Raw genomic sequence first — 16,921 nt, forward strand, 5'->3', positions numbered from 1 at the left:
AATACTATGATTAAGAAATTTATCATCACAGGAATGTTGTGCCTTATTGCCACATCAATAAATGCACAAAAATCGCTTAAAATAGACCTTTCTTCTAAAAGCGAAACAAAGGTAAGCCCCATTGTAAAAGAGAAAATTGAAGAATATTCTGTGAAGATCAATGAGATTATTCAGGAGGAGAAAAATCTGATGGAAGCAGAATTACTTGCTCTTCAAACTAAAAGTTTAGATAAAGCGGAATTTGATAAGCAAAAATCTCAGATTGCAGATAATTATTCTGAGAAAATTGATCAGAGAATTGAATCTTTGGGTTTTGATCTGGATAATGTAATCCAAAAGCAGGTAAGATTCTCATTGCTGAATTCTGATGTGACTTCTAATGAAGAATTGAAGGCAAAACTGATGAAGAAGTTCCGGCCAACGAAAGATTTTTCAGGATATTTCACTTACGGTATTATGAATCTTACCAATGACCTTCCGGATAATGGCTTAGATAAAAACATGGGATATGCGAGCAATCTTGAATTTGGTTTGAAATTTAATTATCAGTTTAGCAGAACAAGTCCGTGGGGATTGACTTCCGGAATTGGATTTTCATGGAGAACGCTTCGTCCAGATAATAATATGATTTTTGCTAAAGATGCCAATGCAGGAGTTTATTTAGCAAACTATGGCGGCGATGTTGATAAAACGAAATTGAGAACGGGGTACATTATGGTTCCGCTGGGTATTCAGTATAATTTCTCAAAGCTGAAAAATGCCGGAATGGATGTTCAGTACAGACCTTACTCTGATGGATTTAGAGTTGCTGCGAATATGTATGGAGGCGTAAAAATGTCAACTAACAACATTGTAAGAGGTGACGGTCCGGATTTCAGAGACAGAGGGAATTATCAGGTAAACCCTTTGGTGTATGGTGCGCAGTTTACGGTTTCTTACGACAACATCAGTCTTTTCGTGAAAAAAGATTTCAGCAACTTTTTCAAAGGAAATCACTTCGAAAATGACAAAGCAATCATTTTTGGCATAGGATTTGGATTGTAGTTTTTACACATTCATATTAACAAACAAAACACTCCGTAGATTTTTCTACGGAGTGTTTTGTTTTTATGAAGTGGTATATTATTTTAAACTTCCCACCATATCTTCAGGCTTCACCCACTCGTCAAACTGTTCAGAAGTTACAAAACCAAGATTGATTGCTTCTTCTTTTAACGTAGTTCCGTTTTTATGAGCGGTTTTTGCAATTTTTGCTGCATTTTCGTAACCGATATGCGTATTCAAAGCAGTTACTAGCATCAAAGATTTATCGACCAGTTCTTTGATTCTTTCGTGATTAGGTTCAATTCCAACGGCGCAATGATCGTTAAATGAAATACAAGCATCAGCTATTAATTGGGCAGACTGTAAGAAGTTATAAGCCATCACTGGTTTGAAAACATTCAGTTCATAATTCCCTTGGGTTCCCGCAAAAGAAATCGTGGTGTCGTTTCCTAAAATTTGAGCACAAACCATCGTTAAGGCTTCGTTCTGTGTAGGGTTTACTTTCCCTGGCATGATTGAAGAACCTGGCTCATTTTCCGGGATATGAATTTCGCCAATTCCTGAACGTGGTCCGGAAGCCATTAGTCTTATATCCTGAGCAATTTTATATAGCGAAACAGCCAATTGTTTCAGCGCTCCGTGAGATTCTACGATTGCATCGTGAGCCGCCAAGGCTTCAAATTTATTTTCTGCTGTTACAAAAGGAAGATTGGTAAACTTAGCAATATATTCTGCAACTTTTACATCGTAACCTTTTGGTGTATTCAATCCTGTTCCCACTGCAGTTCCTCCTAAAGCCAATTCGGAAAGGTGTGGTAATGTATTTTTTAAAGCTTTAATGCCGTAATTTAACTGAGCAACATACCCTGAAAATTCCTGACCTAAAGTCAATGGAGTAGCATCCATCAAGTGTGTTCTCCCAATTTTTACAATGTCTTTAAATTCAATTGCTTTTTCGTCCAACGTATTTTTTAGTTTCTCAACTGCAGGGATGGTTACTTCAACCACTTTTTTATAAGCAGCGATGTGCATTGCTGTCGGATAAGTGTCATTTGAAGACTGAGATTTGTTGACATCGTCATTCGGGTGAACTTCAGTTTTATCCCCAAGATTTCCTCCTGCATTTACATGCGAACGATTGGCGATTACCTCATTCACATTCATATTCGACTGCGTTCCCGAACCGGTTTGCCAGATTACCAACGGAAATTGATCGTTTAATTTTCCTTCAAGGATTTCTTCACAAACTTTTGCAATCATATCTCTTTTTTCTGCTGGAAGAACCCCCAAATCTGCATTGGTGAAGGCTGCTGCTTTTTTTAAATAAGCAAAAGCTTCAATAATTTCATGTGGCATAGAGCTTTCCGGGCCGATTTTGAAATTGTTTCTTGAACGTTCTGTTTGTGCACCCCAAAACTTGTCAGCAGGAACCTGCACTTCACCCATGGTGTCTTTTTCTATTCTGTAATTCATTGTGATTGAAAATTTTATCTATTTAAATTAAACCATAAAAGGCAAAAAAAATTAACACTTTAGTTATTTATAAGCTTCAATTGTTTGAAAATAGAAGTTCACTTAAGATGAAAATCAAAGATTTTGCTTAATTTTTTAAGCATCAGAAACCTCGAAGAGGTTTCAAAAACTAATGTGTTCTTCTAAAGCATCATTTATTAAACTTAAAGTGACTAATGTGTTTAAAAACTTTCTTTAAAGTTAAACAATGCCTAAAAACCTTGCAATTTATAATCATTATAAATATCAATCTAAGTCACTGATTTTGCTCATGCTTTTTTCACTATGTTTTATTTTTGCACCGAAAATAGAAAGTAAATGGATTTTAAATATCAGGATCCGTATCCAATTTTGAAAGATGATACGGTTTATAAAAAATTGACTTCAGATTATGTGAAAGTTGAGCAGCACGGAGAAAGAGAAATTTTGACGATCGACCCGAAAGGTTTGGAGCTACTGGCTGAAGAGGCTATGGCAGACGTTTCTTTCATGCTTCGTTCTTCACATTTGGAAAGCTTAAGAAAAATTATTGATGATCCTGAAGCTACAGATAACGATAGATTCGTTGCTTATAATTTACTTCAAAATGCTGCGGTTGCGGTAGAGGGAGCTTTGCCTTCTTGCCAAGATACCGGAACTGCAATCGTAATGGGTAAAAAAGGTGAAAATGTTTACACAGGCGTTGATGACGGCGAATATTTAAGCAAAGGGATTTACAATACGTACCAGAAGAGAAACTTAAGATATTCTCAGGTTGTTCCTTTGACGATGTTTGATGAGAAAAATTCTGGTTCAAATCTACCCGCACAGATTGATATTTATGCTAAAAAAGGAAATTATTACGAGTTTTTGTTCTTGACGAAAGGTGGAGGTTCTGCCAACAAAACTTTCCTGTATCAAAAAACAAAATCTTTACTCAACGAAAAATCTCTTGAAGCATTTGTAAAAGAAAGAATTTCAGACTTGGGAACTGCAGCTTGCCCGCCTTACCACTTGGCTTTGGTTATTGGTGGAACTTCTGCTGAAGCAAATTTAGCAACAGTAAAAAAAGCATCAGCAAAGTATTACGACAACCTTCCGACTGAAGGAAATGAAGCTGGTCAAGCTTTCAGAGATTTGGAATGGGAAGCAAAAGTTCAGAAAATCTGTCAGGAAAGTGCCATTGGTGCTCAGTTTGGTGGGAAATATTTAACTCATGATGTTCGAGTAATAAGATTACCTCGTCACGCGGCTTCTTGTCTAGTGGGAATGGGAGTTTCTTGTTCAGCTGACAGAAATATTAAAGGAAAAATTACCAAAGAAGGAATTTTCTTAGAGCAGTTGGAGCAAGATCCAAAAAGATTTTTACCTGCAACGCCGCCACATTTAGAAGCAGCAGTTGATATTGATTTGAATAAGCCAATGCCTGAAATTTTGGCTGAACTGTCAAAATATCCCATCAAAACAAGATTGAAATTAAACGGAACTCTTATTGTTGCAAGAGATATTGCTCACGCAAAAATCAAAGAATTATTGGATTCTGGACAGCCAATGCCTGAATATTTCAAGAATCACCCGATTTATTACGCAGGACCTGCAAAAACTCCGGAAGGAATGGCTTCAGGAAGTTTCGGGCCAACAACTGCAGGAAGAATGGATGTGTATGTTGACGAATTCCAAAGTCATGGCGGAAGCATGGTGATGTTGGCAAAAGGAAACAGAACTTCTGATGTTACCAATGCTTGTCACAAATACGGAGGTTTCTACATTGGTTCGATCGGAGGGCCAGCTGCAATTTTAGCAAAAGATAATATTTTGTCAGTCGAAGTGGTTGATTTCCCGGAATTAGGAATGGAAGCGGTAAGAAAAATTGAAGTGAAAGATTTCCCAGCATTCATTATTACCGATGATAAAGGAAATGACTTCTTTGCCAATCTTGCGCATTAGGAATAGAAATTTGGAGAGTTTGAGTCTTTTATCTAAAGTCTATTTTCTAAATATCTCCAAAAATTAGTTTAAAATAAAAACAAATTGTAAAATTTAGGTTCTATATCTTTTGATGAAAAAGAAAAAAGTCCTATTTTTGCCTAAAATCTATAAGAAAGATGATGTTATCAGCATTTTGGCCGTTTTATCAGTTCCTTTGGACAATCTATTTTGTTACAATGTTCCTAGTGGGATTCTGGTGTATTTTTATGTTTTTCGGTTTTGTTATCCCATTGTGGTTAACAGAAGGTTTGAAGGAGTATTTCGGTAAGGTAAAGCCTTTCGATCCTGAAGACATCAGAAGAAAATTAATTACAGAGCAGGAAGGTGTTGAAGTAATTTTCAACCAGCCTAAAGGTCACGGTCCTTTCTTACATGATAGCCACGGACACGACAACGGACATCATTAATTGAATGTCATCGCTTTTTCACCTTAATTCTGAAAAAGTGATATCATAGCAAAACAACATATATAAAACCACTGATTTATCGGTGGTTTTTCTGTTTTAAAATGCGCTCGTTCTCAATTTCTCTGGTGATACGCCAAACTTTTTCTTGAAAGCACGGGTGAAATTTTGAACATATTCGTAGCCACAGTCTATTGCAATTTCTTTGATCATTAATTCTTTATTGACTATCAATTTCTTGGCTTTCAGCATTCTTAGCTCAGATATATAGTCGACAATTGTCATGTGATAATGAATTTTGAACTCTTTCCTGATTTTACTTTCATTGATTCCTAAAATTTTACTGATTTCTTCTATTTTTATATTTCTATGAAAGTTGTCATCAACAAATTTTTTTATAAGTAAAGGGGTTTCAGATAAATCTTGAGCCGTATCTTTTTCATTAAACTGTTCGAAAATTAGAATTAACAGCTTAATTATTTTAGCTTCTACAAAAAGTTTCTGCATCACACCTTTTCGATAATAGCTGAGAATTTCTTTTAGAATAATATGCATTTCCACGGTCATGTTGGGTGGTGTTTCTTTATGTAGAAAAATGAAATTATTGTGAATCATCTGCTCCAAAATTTCAGCATTTTCCCGATTAGATTCGGGGTCAATCAGATTGAAAATGTATTGATATTTAATTTGAATCTGTAGATATTTCATTGTTTCATTATTTGTCCAAAGCTCGGCTTGGCTTTCTTCTGGAGTATAATGTAAAATATATTGGTTTTTATTGAATATAAATTGTGTTTTGCAATCGTCTGCATTCAGATGAATATCCGAACTTAAAAGAAACAATAGATTGAAGCTTGATTTTCCTTCAACATAATTAGTTTTTATAAAATTATTTACCTCCGAATCATCATTGAATATTATTTTGATGTTATTAGACATAAATATCAATCCTTTGTTAGTTTGCTTCTGCATGAGATTTTTTCTTCTAAATAATATATTCATTGGTTTAAGACTAGATAACAACTAATTTGAAAATGATAAGTCTGCCCCAAGTATGAAATGTAATTTTGCGCAAAATTAAATTAAATTTAGAATAAATAAAAATAAGATTGATCATGTTTAAAAATTTATATTGTAAAATAGCTAAAATGGGGTTGGGGTTGCTTTTTATTACAGGAGGTCTATCGTATGCACAGCAATGGCAAGATGTAGGTATTGCGACGGTTTCTGCAGGGGCGAGCAGTTATAATAATTTAGTAATCGATGAACAGGGAAATTACTATGTCTCTTATTATGACGTTTCTGTTGCTAAGGGATCTGTACAGAAGTTTAACGGAACGTCTTGGTCGTACTTAGGAGGTTCAGCAGGTATTACAACTGGAACGGCAACATTTAATTCATTATCATTGGATTACCTAGGAAATGTTTTTTACACTAATCAGGACGGATATCCCAATGCAGGAATGGAAGTGAGAAAATTTGATGGAAATACATGGACTTCGTATGCAAAACCATTTACAGCTACCATTAATCATCAGGCCTCTGCTGTATCTCCAAACAATACTCTTTTTATATACTCCAATGCAGAATCGGGATCTGTAAAACGTTATGTAAACAATGCTTGGGATCAGGTGGGTGCAACTGGTTTCGGAACACCATCGTTCTCAGAAATGCTTGTAGGAACTAATGGCAAAGTATATGTTTGCGGAATTTCCTCAGGTGTTAAAGTATTTGAAAACTCTGCAACAGCAAATTCATCAGATCAATGGTCATTAGTTGGTGGAGCAAGCGTTGGAAGCACATTTACTGAAGGTGTCAATTCTACGGTAGACTTTGCGCTGGGAGCAGACAATACAATCTATGTTATTTATGCTTCAGCACCATCCAATAACAGACGGCTTAATGTTAAAAAATTTGATGGAACCAACTGGGTACAAGTGGGAAATGCTGATTTTGGAATTTCGGATAATCTTTATAATGTATCAATCGCAGTAACTCCAGCCGGAAAACTGTACGCTGTTGCAAGCGGATGGGCTATGAACAGTGGAAAAAATACGGTTTATGAATACAATTCAACATCTAATACTTGGGAAACTTTTGGCGGTGATTTTGTGTCTGATGGTACTGCTGTATATAATGACTTGCAATATGATGTAGTCAATAATTCATTAGTTCTTACGTATTCACAAAGTGGTGTAAAAGTGAAGAGAATTGCATTACCGTCAACTTCTGTAACATGCAACAATGCAGATCCCGGCAATAATCCCGGAGACACAGGATGTGTAACTTTTAATTACAGAGGACAGTCTGTTGTTTATACTACGGTACGCGGAGCAGATGGTAAAATTTGGTTACAGCAGAATTTAGGAAGTGCTCAGGTGGCAATATCACAAGCAGACGAAGATTCTTACGGAGATCTTTTCCAGTGGGGAAGATGGGATGATGGTCATCAGTTGAGAAACTCTCAAACATCTGCAATTCAGTCAACCAATTCTCCGGATGGACTGAGTGGATCAGGATCTTTTATCATAGGTTCAGCAGCTTCAGAAAGATGGTGGAGTACCAATGCATTAAGTGATCAATGGACAGCAGTAAATGCTTCGGCCGTAACATCTTCTAATGGGGCTGATCCGTGTAAAGCAATCGGACAAGGATGGAAAATGCCATCTCAGGCAGAATGGACTGCGGCGGTAAATACAGAAGGGATATCTAATCCTGCAATGGCGTATAGCAGCAAATTAAAATTACCGGCAGGAGGAAACCGTTCTTTTACAAATGGAACGTTCGATTTTGTAGGGCAAAGAGGATATTTCTGGAGTTCTGATACTTCTAATTCCGGAGGGAGGTTTCTTTACGTAGGAACTTCGTCGGCAAATCCGTCGTCCGGAGCTTCCAGAGGTCAGGGAGCTTCAGTAAGATGTATAAAAGATACGTCAGGGCTCAGCACTTCAGATATCAAAAAAGTTACTGTAGGTGTTTACCCTAACCCAACCAACGGAATTCTTAATGTAAAAGTTGATTCAGAAATTCAAAACGTAAAAGTAACAAATGTAGTAGGACAAGAAATCAATGTGCAGTTTAAAAACAATCAAATCAATATGAACGGTCTGCCAAGCGGAGTTTATATTGTAGAATTAGCTTTGAAAAATGGACAGAAGATTTCAAAAAAAATTATTAAAAACTAAAAAATCAAACATACACCAAATCCAAAATCTTTAAATTTTTTAATTTTATTTTACAGAGAAAGCCTATGTATTTTGCATAGGCTTTTGTTTTTAATTTAAAAATATAGAACATCATAAGACTCAAGCAAATCGGCTTTTTTCTTAGTTCCCAATTCCGTATCTTTGCAAACTAAATTTTTAATATGTCTAAGTCATTAATTCCAAAATTAGAAGCGATAAAACAAAGATATAATGAGGTAGCAGACCTTATTATACAGCCAGACGTAATTTCGGATCAGAAAAAATATTCTTCGTTAAATAAAGAATACAGCGATTTAGGAAAAATTGTACATGTTTACAATCAATATAAAGGTGCTTTAGACAATATCGCAGAATCTGAGGAAATCATTGCAGATGGTTCAGACAGAGATTTGGTCGATATGGCTAAAGAAGAAAAAGTAGAAGCTCAAGGGAAACTTCCAGGTCTTGAAGAGGAATTAAAAGTTCTTTTAATTCCTAAAGATCCTACCGATGATAAAAACGTGATTGTAGAACTTCGTGCCGGAACAGGTGGTGATGAAGCTGCGATTTTCGTGGAAGATGTATACAGAGCGTATGCCATGTTTTTTAAAACTAAAGGCTGGAAGCACGAAATAACAGACTCTAGCGAAGCTGCAAAAGGGTATAAAGAATTAATTATCAAAATTGAAGGTGACGGCGTGTACGGAATCATGAAATTCGAATCAGGAGTTCACCGTGTACAGCGTGTTCCTGAAACAGAATCTCAAGGTAGAGTACACACATCGGCAATTACGGTTGCTGTTTTACCGGAAGCTGAAGAAATTGATTTTGAATTAAATCCAGCAGATATCGAAATGCAGACTTCACGTTCAGGTGGAGCGGGTGGACAAAATGTTAACAAGGTTGAAACCAAAGTACAGTTGACGCACAAACCTTCAGGAATGGTGGTCGTTTGTCAGCAGGCTCGTTCTCAGTTGGCTAACAGAGAGTTGGCAATGGAAATGCTTCGTACCAAATTATACGATATCGAAGTTCAGAAATCTGTGGGAGATATCGCGGCACAGCGTAAATCGATGGTTTCTACCGGTGACCGTTCTGCAAAAATCAAAACGTACAATTATCCTCAGGGAAGAGTTACTGACCACAGAATTAACAAATCAATGTATAACCTTGATGCGTATATGAATGGTGACATCGGAGAAATGATCGATGCCGTAATCATGGCAGAAAATGCAGAGAAAATGAAAGGTGAAGAGGAGAATTATTAAGAATTACAAAATATACAAAACAAGCCTCTGATTTTTCAGAGGCTTTCCTTTTTCAAATAATTAAATCAGAAAGTATACTCACTAAAATATTTATAATGAAAAATTACAGAATTTTTTTATTGCTATTCTTTATAATGCTAGGACAGCAGCTTGTCGCTCAAACGGAAGTGAAAAAGCCGAGCGAAGTATTTAACATGTATTTTGAAACCTTTGTTAACAATGATGATATTGCTTTAGATAAGCTGAATGATTATTTAAGACCAACAGTAGAAGGTCAGAATGCTTATCAAGTAAATTTTAAGGAGACTTCAGAAGAAATGTTGAGCTCTACTGTGGAGAATTTCCTTTCGGCTTTTTCTAAAACTACTGCTTCTGCTTGTAAAAAAGAAGCAAAAGACTATTTTACAGCTATGTTCGAGAATTTTAAAATCGCTAAGCTGACGATTAAAAATGTAAATGTTGTTCCTAACGAATATATTGAAAATGAAAAAATCGCCGAAATAAAGTATATCGTTAGTTTTAAAGTGCCTTCAAAACTAATGACAGGACCTGCAGGTGATCCTCAAAAAGTAAAAGCTGAAGAATTAAAAAAATATCTGGTACTGGCTGTTCAGGATTTTAAGAATGCAGATAAAACAGTGCAAATTGAACAGGAGTTTAGCTTGTATGAACTTAAACAGGATAATAAAATATATTATTGGAACGGAAGCCCCGATCAAATTGTTTCTACCCTTACTGATTTCTATTTGGAAAGTTTCGGATCAAATGAATAAATTGATTCGTTCATAATAGATTATATCATAAAAGTTCCATTTTTATTGGAACTTTTTTTATTCCCACAACTTTACGTATTTTTGGTCAAACCCTTCATCATGAATTTTAAACCTATCTTATTAACGGCTGGAGTTTTGTTTTCAGCAACTTTTTATTCTCAGAAAATGAATTATCCTAAAGCAGTAAAAGGAAATCAGACCGATACTTATTTTGGAACTGCCGTTGCAGATCCATACAGAGATTTAGAAAATGACTCCGAACCTACGAAGAAATGGGTCGATGAAGAAGTCGCCTACAGTCAGAATTATCTTTCTAAAATTCCTTTCAGAGAGCAAATTAAAAAGCAATTAACAGACATTTGGAATTACGAAAAAATTGGTGCACCGTTCAAAGAAGGAGATTATACGTATTATTATAAAAATAATGGACTTCAGGCGCAATCTGTGTTGTACAGAACCGATAACAAAACTAAAACGACAGAAGTATTTTTAGATCCAAATAAATTTTCAGAAAAAGGAACAACTTCGCTTTCAAGTTTGTCTTTCAACAAAAAAGGAAATCTAGCGGCATACGCAATTTCAGAAGGTGGAAGCGACTGGAATAAAATCATCATTCTCGACGCTATTACCAAAAAACAAATCGACGAAACCATCGTTGATGTAAAATTCAGTGGAATTTCCTGGCAAGGCGATGAAGGTTTCTACTATTCAAGCTACGATAAGCCGAAAGAAGGAACTGTACTTTCTGGGATGACAGATAAGCACAAAGTTTTCTTCCACAAATTAGGCACAAAACAATCTGAAGATCAGTTGATTTTCGGGGGAGATAAAACTCCGAGAAGATATTTGGGAGCAGGCGTTTCCGAAGACCAAAGATATTTAATCATTTCCGCAGCAAACGCAACCAACGGAAACGAATTATACATTAAAGATTTAAAGAAAGGCGGTGACTTTGTTCAAATCAATAAAGGTTTCGATATCAATGTAAATTTGGTCGATACAGAAGGCGATCAACTTTTCATTTTTACAGATAAAGATGCTCCCAACATGCGTTTGGTAAAAACAACCATCCAAAATCCGTCTCCAGAAACATGGAAAGATGTTATCCCTGAAACAGAAAATGTGCTAGGAATCTCTTCTGGTGGTGGATATTTCTTCGCAACATATATGGTTGATGCAATTGATAAAGTAAAACAGTTTGACAAAACCGGAAAACTGATCAGAGAAATATCTTTGCCTGGAAAAGGTAATGTTGGCGGATTTGGCGGTAAAGAAAAAGAGAAGGAAATGTACTATTCTTTCAGCAATTATATTACGCCGGGAACAACTTATAAATTCAATGCAGATACCGGAAAATCTGAGGTATATCAAAAACCAAAAGTAAAATTCAATCCTGAAGATTATGTTTCTGAACAAGTATTTTACACATCAAAAGACGGTACAAAAGTTCCGATGATGATTAACTATAAAAAAGGAACAAAGCTGAACGGAAAAAACCCTACGATGTTGTATTCTTACGGAGGTTTCAACATCAGTTTACAGCCATCGTTTTCAGTAGTTAATGCCATCTGGATGGAAAATGGTGGAATTTATGCAGTTCCAAACATTCGTGGTGGTGGTGAATATGGTAAAAAATGGCACGACGCAGGAACTAAAATGGATAAGAAAAATGTATTTGAAGATTTCATAGCGGCTGGAGAATATTTGCAAAGCAAAGGCTACACTTCAAAAGAATACATGGCACTTTCAGGAAGATCAAACGGTGGACTTTTGGTTGGTGCAACCATGACGATGCGTCCGGATTTGGCTAAAGTTGCTTTCCCGGGAGTTGGTGTTTTAGATATGCTGAGGTACAATAAATTTACTGCCGGAGCAGGTTGGTCTTACGATTACGGAACTGCAGAAGACAACAAAGAAATGTTTGATTATCTGAAATCATATTCTCCGGTTCACAATGTAAAAGCAGGAACTTGCTATCCTTCAACGATGATTATCACAAGCGATCATGATGACAGAGTGGTTCCGGCGCACTCATTTAAATTCGGCGCAGAATTGCAGGACAAACAGAAATGTGCAAACCCAATATTGGTAAGAATTGAAAAGAATGCAGGTCATGGTGCAGGAAGAGCGACCGATCAGGTAATCAGCGAAAATACAGATTTGATTTCTTTTGCTTTGTATGAAATGGGAATTAAAAAGCTTGGAAAATAATTAAAAATTATAGAATTAAAGGGCGACTTTGCAGCATTGCAACGTCGCTTTTTTATATGAAAATTAGGACAGATTTGTTACCGCAAAAATGCTTATTTTTAAAATCTTAAATCAGAACTCATGAGAAGGGAAATTCAAAATAAAAATCCCCAATTTACAATATCAGAAAAGCAAACTGAAATCTACCCATTTGAAAAAGATGGATTAGAACTAAAATCATCATACACAAGACAAGACGTAAAAGATGATTCTCTTACTAAGACTTCTCCGGGAATTACACCATTTTTACGAGGTCCATACTCAACGATGTATGTTCAAAAACCTTGGACGGTTCGTCAATATGCAGGATTTTCAACTGCTGAAGAATCCAACGCCTTTTACAGAAGAAACTTAGCGGCAGGGCAAAAAGGACTTTCAGTTGCATTCGATTTGGCGACTCACAGAGGGTATGATTCCGATCATGCAAGAGTTGTTGGTGATGTCGGGAAAGCTGGTGTTGCGATTGATTCTGTTGAGGATATGAAAATTTTGTTTAATGAAATTCCGTTAGATGAAATCTCAGTTTCCATGACGATGAATGGAGCAGTTTTGCCGATTCTTTCCTTTTATATTGTCGCTGCAGAAGAACAGGGCGTTTCTCAGGATAAACTTTCAGGAACCATTCAGAATGATATTTTGAAGGAATTTATGGTGCGTAATACATACATTTATCCGCCAACACCTTCGATGAAAATCATTGCTGATATTTTTGAATATACTTCTAAAAATATTCCGAAATTCAACTCCATCTCAATTTCTGGATATCATATGCAGGAAGCAGGTGCTACGCCGGTTTTGGAAATGGCTTACACTTTAGCTGACGGTTTAGAATATGTAAGAACCGGAATAAAAGCTGGAATGAACGTTGATGATTTTGCCCCAAGACTGTCTTTTTTCTGGGCAATCGGGATGAATCATTTCATGGAAATTGCTAAGATGCGTGCTGCGAGATATATCTGGGCGACATTATTGAAACAATTTAATCCTCAAAATCCTAAGTCTTTAGCATTAAGAACGCATTCTCAAACTTCAGGTTGGTCTCTAACAGAACAAGAACCTTTTAACAATATCACAAGAACTGCCATAGAAGCTTTATCTTCATCTTTAGGCGGAACTCAGTCGTTGCATACGAATGCTTTGGACGAAGCGATTGCGCTTCCAACAGATTATTCAGCGAAAATTGCAAGGAATACACAAATTATTCTACAACAAGAAAGTGGAATTTGCGATGTCGTAGACCCGATGGGTGGAAGCAATTTAGTGGAAGCATTAACTCAGCAAATGATCGAGGAAGCTATGAAATTCATCGATGAGGTTGAAAAGGAAGGCGGAATGACCAAAGCCATTGAAGCCGGCATTCCTAAAATGAGAATTGAGGAAGCTTCTGCAATAAAACAAGCAAAAATCGATAGTGGCGAAGAATTTATCATCGGTGTCAACTCTTTTAAATCAAATTTAAAACAGATGCAATTGGAGATTTTAGATATTGATAACACAGAAGTTCGCAGAAAACAAATTGAAAGACTTGAATCCATTAAATTAAGCAGAAATTCTGAAGCGGTTGAAGAAATTTTAAATGAAATCCGTGAATCTGCAAAAACAGGAAGTGGAAATCTTCTGGCATTATGTATCGAAGCAGCCCGCAGAAGGGTTACTTTGGGCGAAATGAGTGATGCCATGGAAGAAACTTTCGGACGTTATAAAGCCAACATCAGAACCATACAAGGAGTTTACGCTATGAACGCAGGTAAAAACGAATACTTTGGTCAGGCGCTTCTGCTTACCCAAAAATTTGAAGAAGAAGAAGGTCGCCGCCCAAGAATTATGGTGGCAAAAATGGGACAGGATGGTCACGACCGTGGTGCAAAAGTGGTCGCAACTGCCTTTGCTGATATGGGATTTGACGTGGATGTTGCACCGTTATTCCAGACTCCGGAAGAAGTTGCAAAACAGGCTGTAGAAAATGATATTCATATTTTGGGTGTATCTTCTTTGGCTGCTGGTCACAAAACTTTAGTTCCACAAGTCGTTGAAGAACTGAAAAAACTCGGTGCTGAAGATATTACGATTGTTGTTGGCGGCGTAATTCCACAACAAGATTATGAATTTTTATATGCGAACGGAGCAGATTTTATTTTCGGTCCTGGTACAAATCTTCCAAAATGTGCGGTAGATATTTTGAATCGATTTTTAGCATAGTGAATATCTTATTAGAAAAATCAAAATTTACAAGATTAATTCAATCACACAGAGGGTTTGACACCTTTAGATATGATTGTTGCGTTGATTGGGCTATTGAACTTTTACAAAAAGGAATAATAACAGATAATGTTGAGATGCTTGCTTCATTTTCTAAACCGGTTAATTATTGGGAGATTAAGCACTATGTAGGAAATGTTCTGAAAGAATTTAATCTTGAAGAATTTGAAGGGAAGAAAGCGCTCGCAAGTAGAGCATACTTCTATATTTGGAGTATTTTGAATAATGAAGGAATTATACTTCATCATCTTCGCACTCTTTGTCAAATGTGTATTGATGATGATTATGAAGAAAGTATTTATCCTTTTTATCTATTAAAATATTCTTGGGAAGATTTAGAAGAACTGGGAATGAGCTGTCATTACCCAAATGTGACGTTCAATAATTTTTTTGAAGCTGTCTTAAATGAGGCAAATATTTGGATAAAAAATTTTGAAGAACTCAAATAATTTATTCAGGAACATATTTTAACATTTCTTAAGCCATTACTTGCATAGCCTTTGTACTGTAGACCATAACCAAAAAATAAAATATTATGGCTTATACAGTAATTTCAGTATTTCCGGCAGGTGTAGACACAGAGGAAATCAAAGCAGAATTAAAAAATCAGGGATTTAACGAAGCAGATATTATTGTTTCTACCTCTAAATTAGACGACGATTCATCGGTTGATAATTATCAGGATGACGAAAAAACAAAAAGTTTCTGGGATCATGTTTTTGTAAATGATAACGAGATTTTAGCGGCTTACAGTAAAGAAAGTATTGGCAAAATCAATCTAGTGGTCTACACTTCTAATCTTACCGAGGCGCAAAACGCAAAAAAAGTATTAGATCAGTTTGGAGCATTAAAGATTTATAATAAACCTTCTGTTAGTCAGAGTGATTCTGAAGAAACTGCAGGGCTACCGGAAGATGTTTACAACGGCATCATTGCAAAAGCAAAACATGATGTTTACTTTTTAGACAATGAAAGAGTTTCTACAACGACCAGCAAAGGTATGGGAGATACTATGGATGGTTTGGGTTCGAAAGATTAAAACATATTCACAACCAATAAAGAAAATGACCGCCAATTTTGACGGTCATTTTTTATTTAGATTTTCCATGACTTAATGAGCCAGCGGTAAATCAATTCTTTTACGAAAAAATAAACCAATACCGGAATGATGATGATCACAGACCAAAGGAATGGATTGATGTATGGCGATAATAATCCGTTTGAAACTGCTGAGGTAGAAGCAAAATACTGTCCTGCAGCAATAAGAATCAAACTTAAAATCAACACAATCACCAAATGAATGCTAAAACGTCTGCTGATGTCATTCACCATTTTCCTTGGTGAATATCCCAAACTGTTTTTGATGGAAACCTCTTCCTGTTTTTCTAAAAACTGAATTTTAATAAAACTCACAATAATGTAAAGGCACAATGCAAAAATGAAAATTCCTAGCACGGCAATAGCTTTTAAAACTAAAAATAATTTAGACTTTATCTTTGCAGAACGCAGACTTTCCTGATTAGATTCGTAGCCGTTTTCTTTCATTTTAGAAATCAACTTTTCATCCCCTGAATCTGCTACCTGCACCAAAACCCTGTTAAAAATCTTTGGTTGTGCAGCAAGTTCTGGTTTTGTAGCTAAATTTAAAGAATCCAGAAACTTTTTAGGAATTAAAACTGAATGTATTCTGTCTGAAAGTCCGATGAGTTTTCCTTTATACGTTTTATTTTCTTTATTGACCGTAATGTTCAGATTGATTTCTATTTTCTTTGCAAAATCTTCTGAAATCTGTGGCAGACCTTGGTTGAGAGCAAATCCGTAATTATAAAGATTCAAATATTCCCGTGAAATAATAATTGGAATTTCGTTACCCTTCACTTTAAACTCCTCCTCAGTTACAGGAACATCGATAGCTTTCAAATCGACACTTTCGAAATACAAATCTGTGTAGAAAGGAATAAAATCACCGCCGTTTGCCGAAGCTTTAAATTCGTTGGCAGAAAAGGGATACACGTTTTTTATCTCAGTCCATTTCTTAAGTTGGGCGACATCATTTTCGTTAAAACCAAGCAACTCTTTCCTTCCGATATTGTCGGGAGTCATTTTTTTGCTGAATGTCAGCCAGTAATTTCCCTCACTGCTTTTGCTCCCGAAAAGTTTGTTGGCATTTTCGTAAAGCTGCAGACAAGACAATACCAAAATAAAGGCAATGAAAAGTCCGGCGTAAAGGATGATTGAATTAAAAAATTTCTTCATAA

13 protein-coding genes are annotated in these 16,921 nt (G+C 36.0%); 10 read left to right on the plus strand and 3 right to left on the minus strand.

Going from position 1 to position 16,921, the window contains the following annotated elements; genetic code table 11:
• Window positions 1–6: 6 nt before the first annotated feature.
• Entirely contained in the window at window positions 7–1,044 is a 1,038-nt protein-coding gene (locus EAG08_RS12220) for an outer membrane beta-barrel protein (protein ID WP_129535675.1), read from the plus strand.
• Window positions 1,045–1,122: 78 nt separating this feature from the next.
• Here the strand turns inward: EAG08_RS12220 and fumC are convergent, their stop codons facing one another.
• On the minus strand, window positions 1,123–2,517 hold the full coding sequence (fumC, locus tag EAG08_RS12225) for a class II fumarate hydratase (RefSeq protein ID WP_129535676.1): 1,395 nt from the start codon (window positions 2,515–2,517) through the stop codon (window positions 1,123–1,125).
• A gap of 357 nt (window positions 2,518–2,874) precedes the next feature.
• Here fumC and EAG08_RS12230 point away from each other — a divergent pair, with 357 nt between their 5' ends.
• The gene (locus EAG08_RS12230; protein WP_129535677.1) at window positions 2,875–4,482 is read left to right on the plus strand and encodes a fumarate hydratase; all 1,608 of its coding nucleotides are present in this window, start codon (window positions 2,875–2,877) and stop codon (window positions 4,480–4,482) included.
• Window positions 4,483–4,640: 158 nt separating this feature from the next.
• Entirely contained in the window at window positions 4,641–4,931 is a 291-nt protein-coding gene (locus EAG08_RS12235; protein WP_129535678.1) for a hypothetical protein, read from the plus strand.
• A 96-nt stretch (window positions 4,932–5,027) separates the two neighbouring features.
• Here the strand turns inward: EAG08_RS12235 and EAG08_RS12240 are convergent, their stop codons facing one another.
• A complete protein-coding gene (locus EAG08_RS12240; protein WP_164998570.1) occupies window positions 5,028–5,900 on the minus strand; it encodes a helix-turn-helix transcriptional regulator in 873 nt (290 codons plus the stop codon).
• 143 nt (window positions 5,901–6,043) lie between these two features.
• Here EAG08_RS12240 and EAG08_RS12245 point away from each other — a divergent pair, with 143 nt between their 5' ends.
• From EAG08_RS12245 to EAG08_RS12275, 7 genes are all read left to right on the plus strand, one after another.
• On the plus strand, window positions 6,044–8,113 hold the full coding sequence (locus tag EAG08_RS12245) for a T9SS type A sorting domain-containing protein (protein WP_129535680.1): 2,070 nt from the start codon (window positions 6,044–6,046) through the stop codon (window positions 8,111–8,113).
• 182 nt (window positions 8,114–8,295) lie between these two features.
• Window positions 8,296–9,381 carry a peptide chain release factor 1 gene (prfA, locus tag EAG08_RS12250; RefSeq protein WP_129535681.1) on the plus strand — a complete coding sequence of 362 codons (1,086 nt, stop codon included), beginning with the start codon at window positions 8,296–8,298 and terminating at the stop codon, window positions 9,379–9,381.
• Window positions 9,382–9,476: 95 nt separating this feature from the next.
• On the plus strand, window positions 9,477–10,154 hold the full coding sequence (locus EAG08_RS12255; RefSeq protein WP_129535682.1) for a hypothetical protein: 678 nt from the start codon (window positions 9,477–9,479) through the stop codon (window positions 10,152–10,154).
• 99 nt (window positions 10,155–10,253) lie between these two features.
• Window positions 10,254–12,365, plus strand: coding sequence for a prolyl oligopeptidase family serine peptidase (locus tag EAG08_RS12260; RefSeq protein WP_129535683.1), 2,112 nt, complete (start codon window positions 10,254–10,256; stop codon window positions 12,363–12,365).
• A gap of 120 nt (window positions 12,366–12,485) precedes the next feature.
• Window positions 12,486–14,603: a methylmalonyl-CoA mutase gene (gene scpA, locus EAG08_RS12265; protein WP_129535684.1), complete on the plus strand. Its 2,118-nt coding sequence runs from the start codon at window positions 12,486–12,488 to the stop codon at window positions 14,601–14,603.
• On the plus strand, window positions 14,603–15,112 hold the full coding sequence (locus EAG08_RS12270) for a hypothetical protein (RefSeq protein WP_129535685.1): 510 nt from the start codon (window positions 14,603–14,605) through the stop codon (window positions 15,110–15,112). Before scpA ends, EAG08_RS12270 begins: the two co-directional genes overlap by 1 nt.
• Before the next feature lie 86 nt (window positions 15,113–15,198).
• Complete coding sequence (locus EAG08_RS12275; protein ID WP_129535686.1) at window positions 15,199–15,702, plus strand: hypothetical protein; 504 nt, start codon at window positions 15,199–15,201, stop codon at window positions 15,700–15,702.
• A gap of 56 nt (window positions 15,703–15,758) precedes the next feature.
• Here EAG08_RS12275 and EAG08_RS12280 read toward each other — a convergent pair whose 3' ends face one another.
• The gene (locus EAG08_RS12280; RefSeq protein WP_129535687.1) at window positions 15,759–16,919 is read right to left on the minus strand and encodes an FtsX-like permease family protein; all 1,161 of its coding nucleotides are present in this window, start codon (window positions 16,917–16,919) and stop codon (window positions 15,759–15,761) included.
• Between the last annotated feature and the right edge of the window lie 2 nt (window positions 16,920–16,921).

Origin of the sequence: Chryseobacterium sp. 3008163, from assembly GCF_003669035.1 — a bacterium.
In the GTDB taxonomy this organism is placed as follows: Bacteria; Bacteroidota; Bacteroidia; order Flavobacteriales; family Weeksellaceae; genus Chryseobacterium.

Coding starts and splice junctions, on each gene's coding strand:
- EAG08_RS12220 (WP_129535675.1), top strand. CDS start 7: ATGATTAAGAAATTTATCATCACAGGAATGTTGTGCCTTATTGCCACA.
- fumC (WP_129535676.1), bottom strand. CDS start 2,517: ATGAATTACAGAATAGAAAAAGACACCATGGGTGAAGTGCAGGTTCCT.
- EAG08_RS12230 (WP_129535677.1), top strand. CDS start 2,875: ATGGATTTTAAATATCAGGATCCGTATCCAATTTTGAAAGATGATACG.
- EAG08_RS12235 (WP_129535678.1), top strand. CDS start 4,641: ATGATGTTATCAGCATTTTGGCCGTTTTATCAGTTCCTTTGGACAATC.
- EAG08_RS12240 (WP_164998570.1), bottom strand. CDS start 5,900: ATGCAGAAGCAAACTAACAAAGGATTGATATTTATGTCTAATAACATC.
- EAG08_RS12245 (WP_129535680.1), top strand. CDS start 6,044: ATGTTTAAAAATTTATATTGTAAAATAGCTAAAATGGGGTTGGGGTTG.
- prfA (WP_129535681.1), top strand. CDS start 8,296: ATGTCTAAGTCATTAATTCCAAAATTAGAAGCGATAAAACAAAGATAT.
- EAG08_RS12255 (WP_129535682.1), top strand. CDS start 9,477: ATGAAAAATTACAGAATTTTTTTATTGCTATTCTTTATAATGCTAGGA.
- EAG08_RS12260 (WP_129535683.1), top strand. CDS start 10,254: ATGAATTTTAAACCTATCTTATTAACGGCTGGAGTTTTGTTTTCAGCA.
- scpA (WP_129535684.1), top strand. CDS start 12,486: ATGAGAAGGGAAATTCAAAATAAAAATCCCCAATTTACAATATCAGAA.
- EAG08_RS12275 (WP_129535686.1), top strand. CDS start 15,199: ATGGCTTATACAGTAATTTCAGTATTTCCGGCAGGTGTAGACACAGAG.
- EAG08_RS12280 (WP_129535687.1), bottom strand. CDS start 16,919: ATGAAGAAATTTTTTAATTCAATCATCCTTTACGCCGGACTTTTCATT.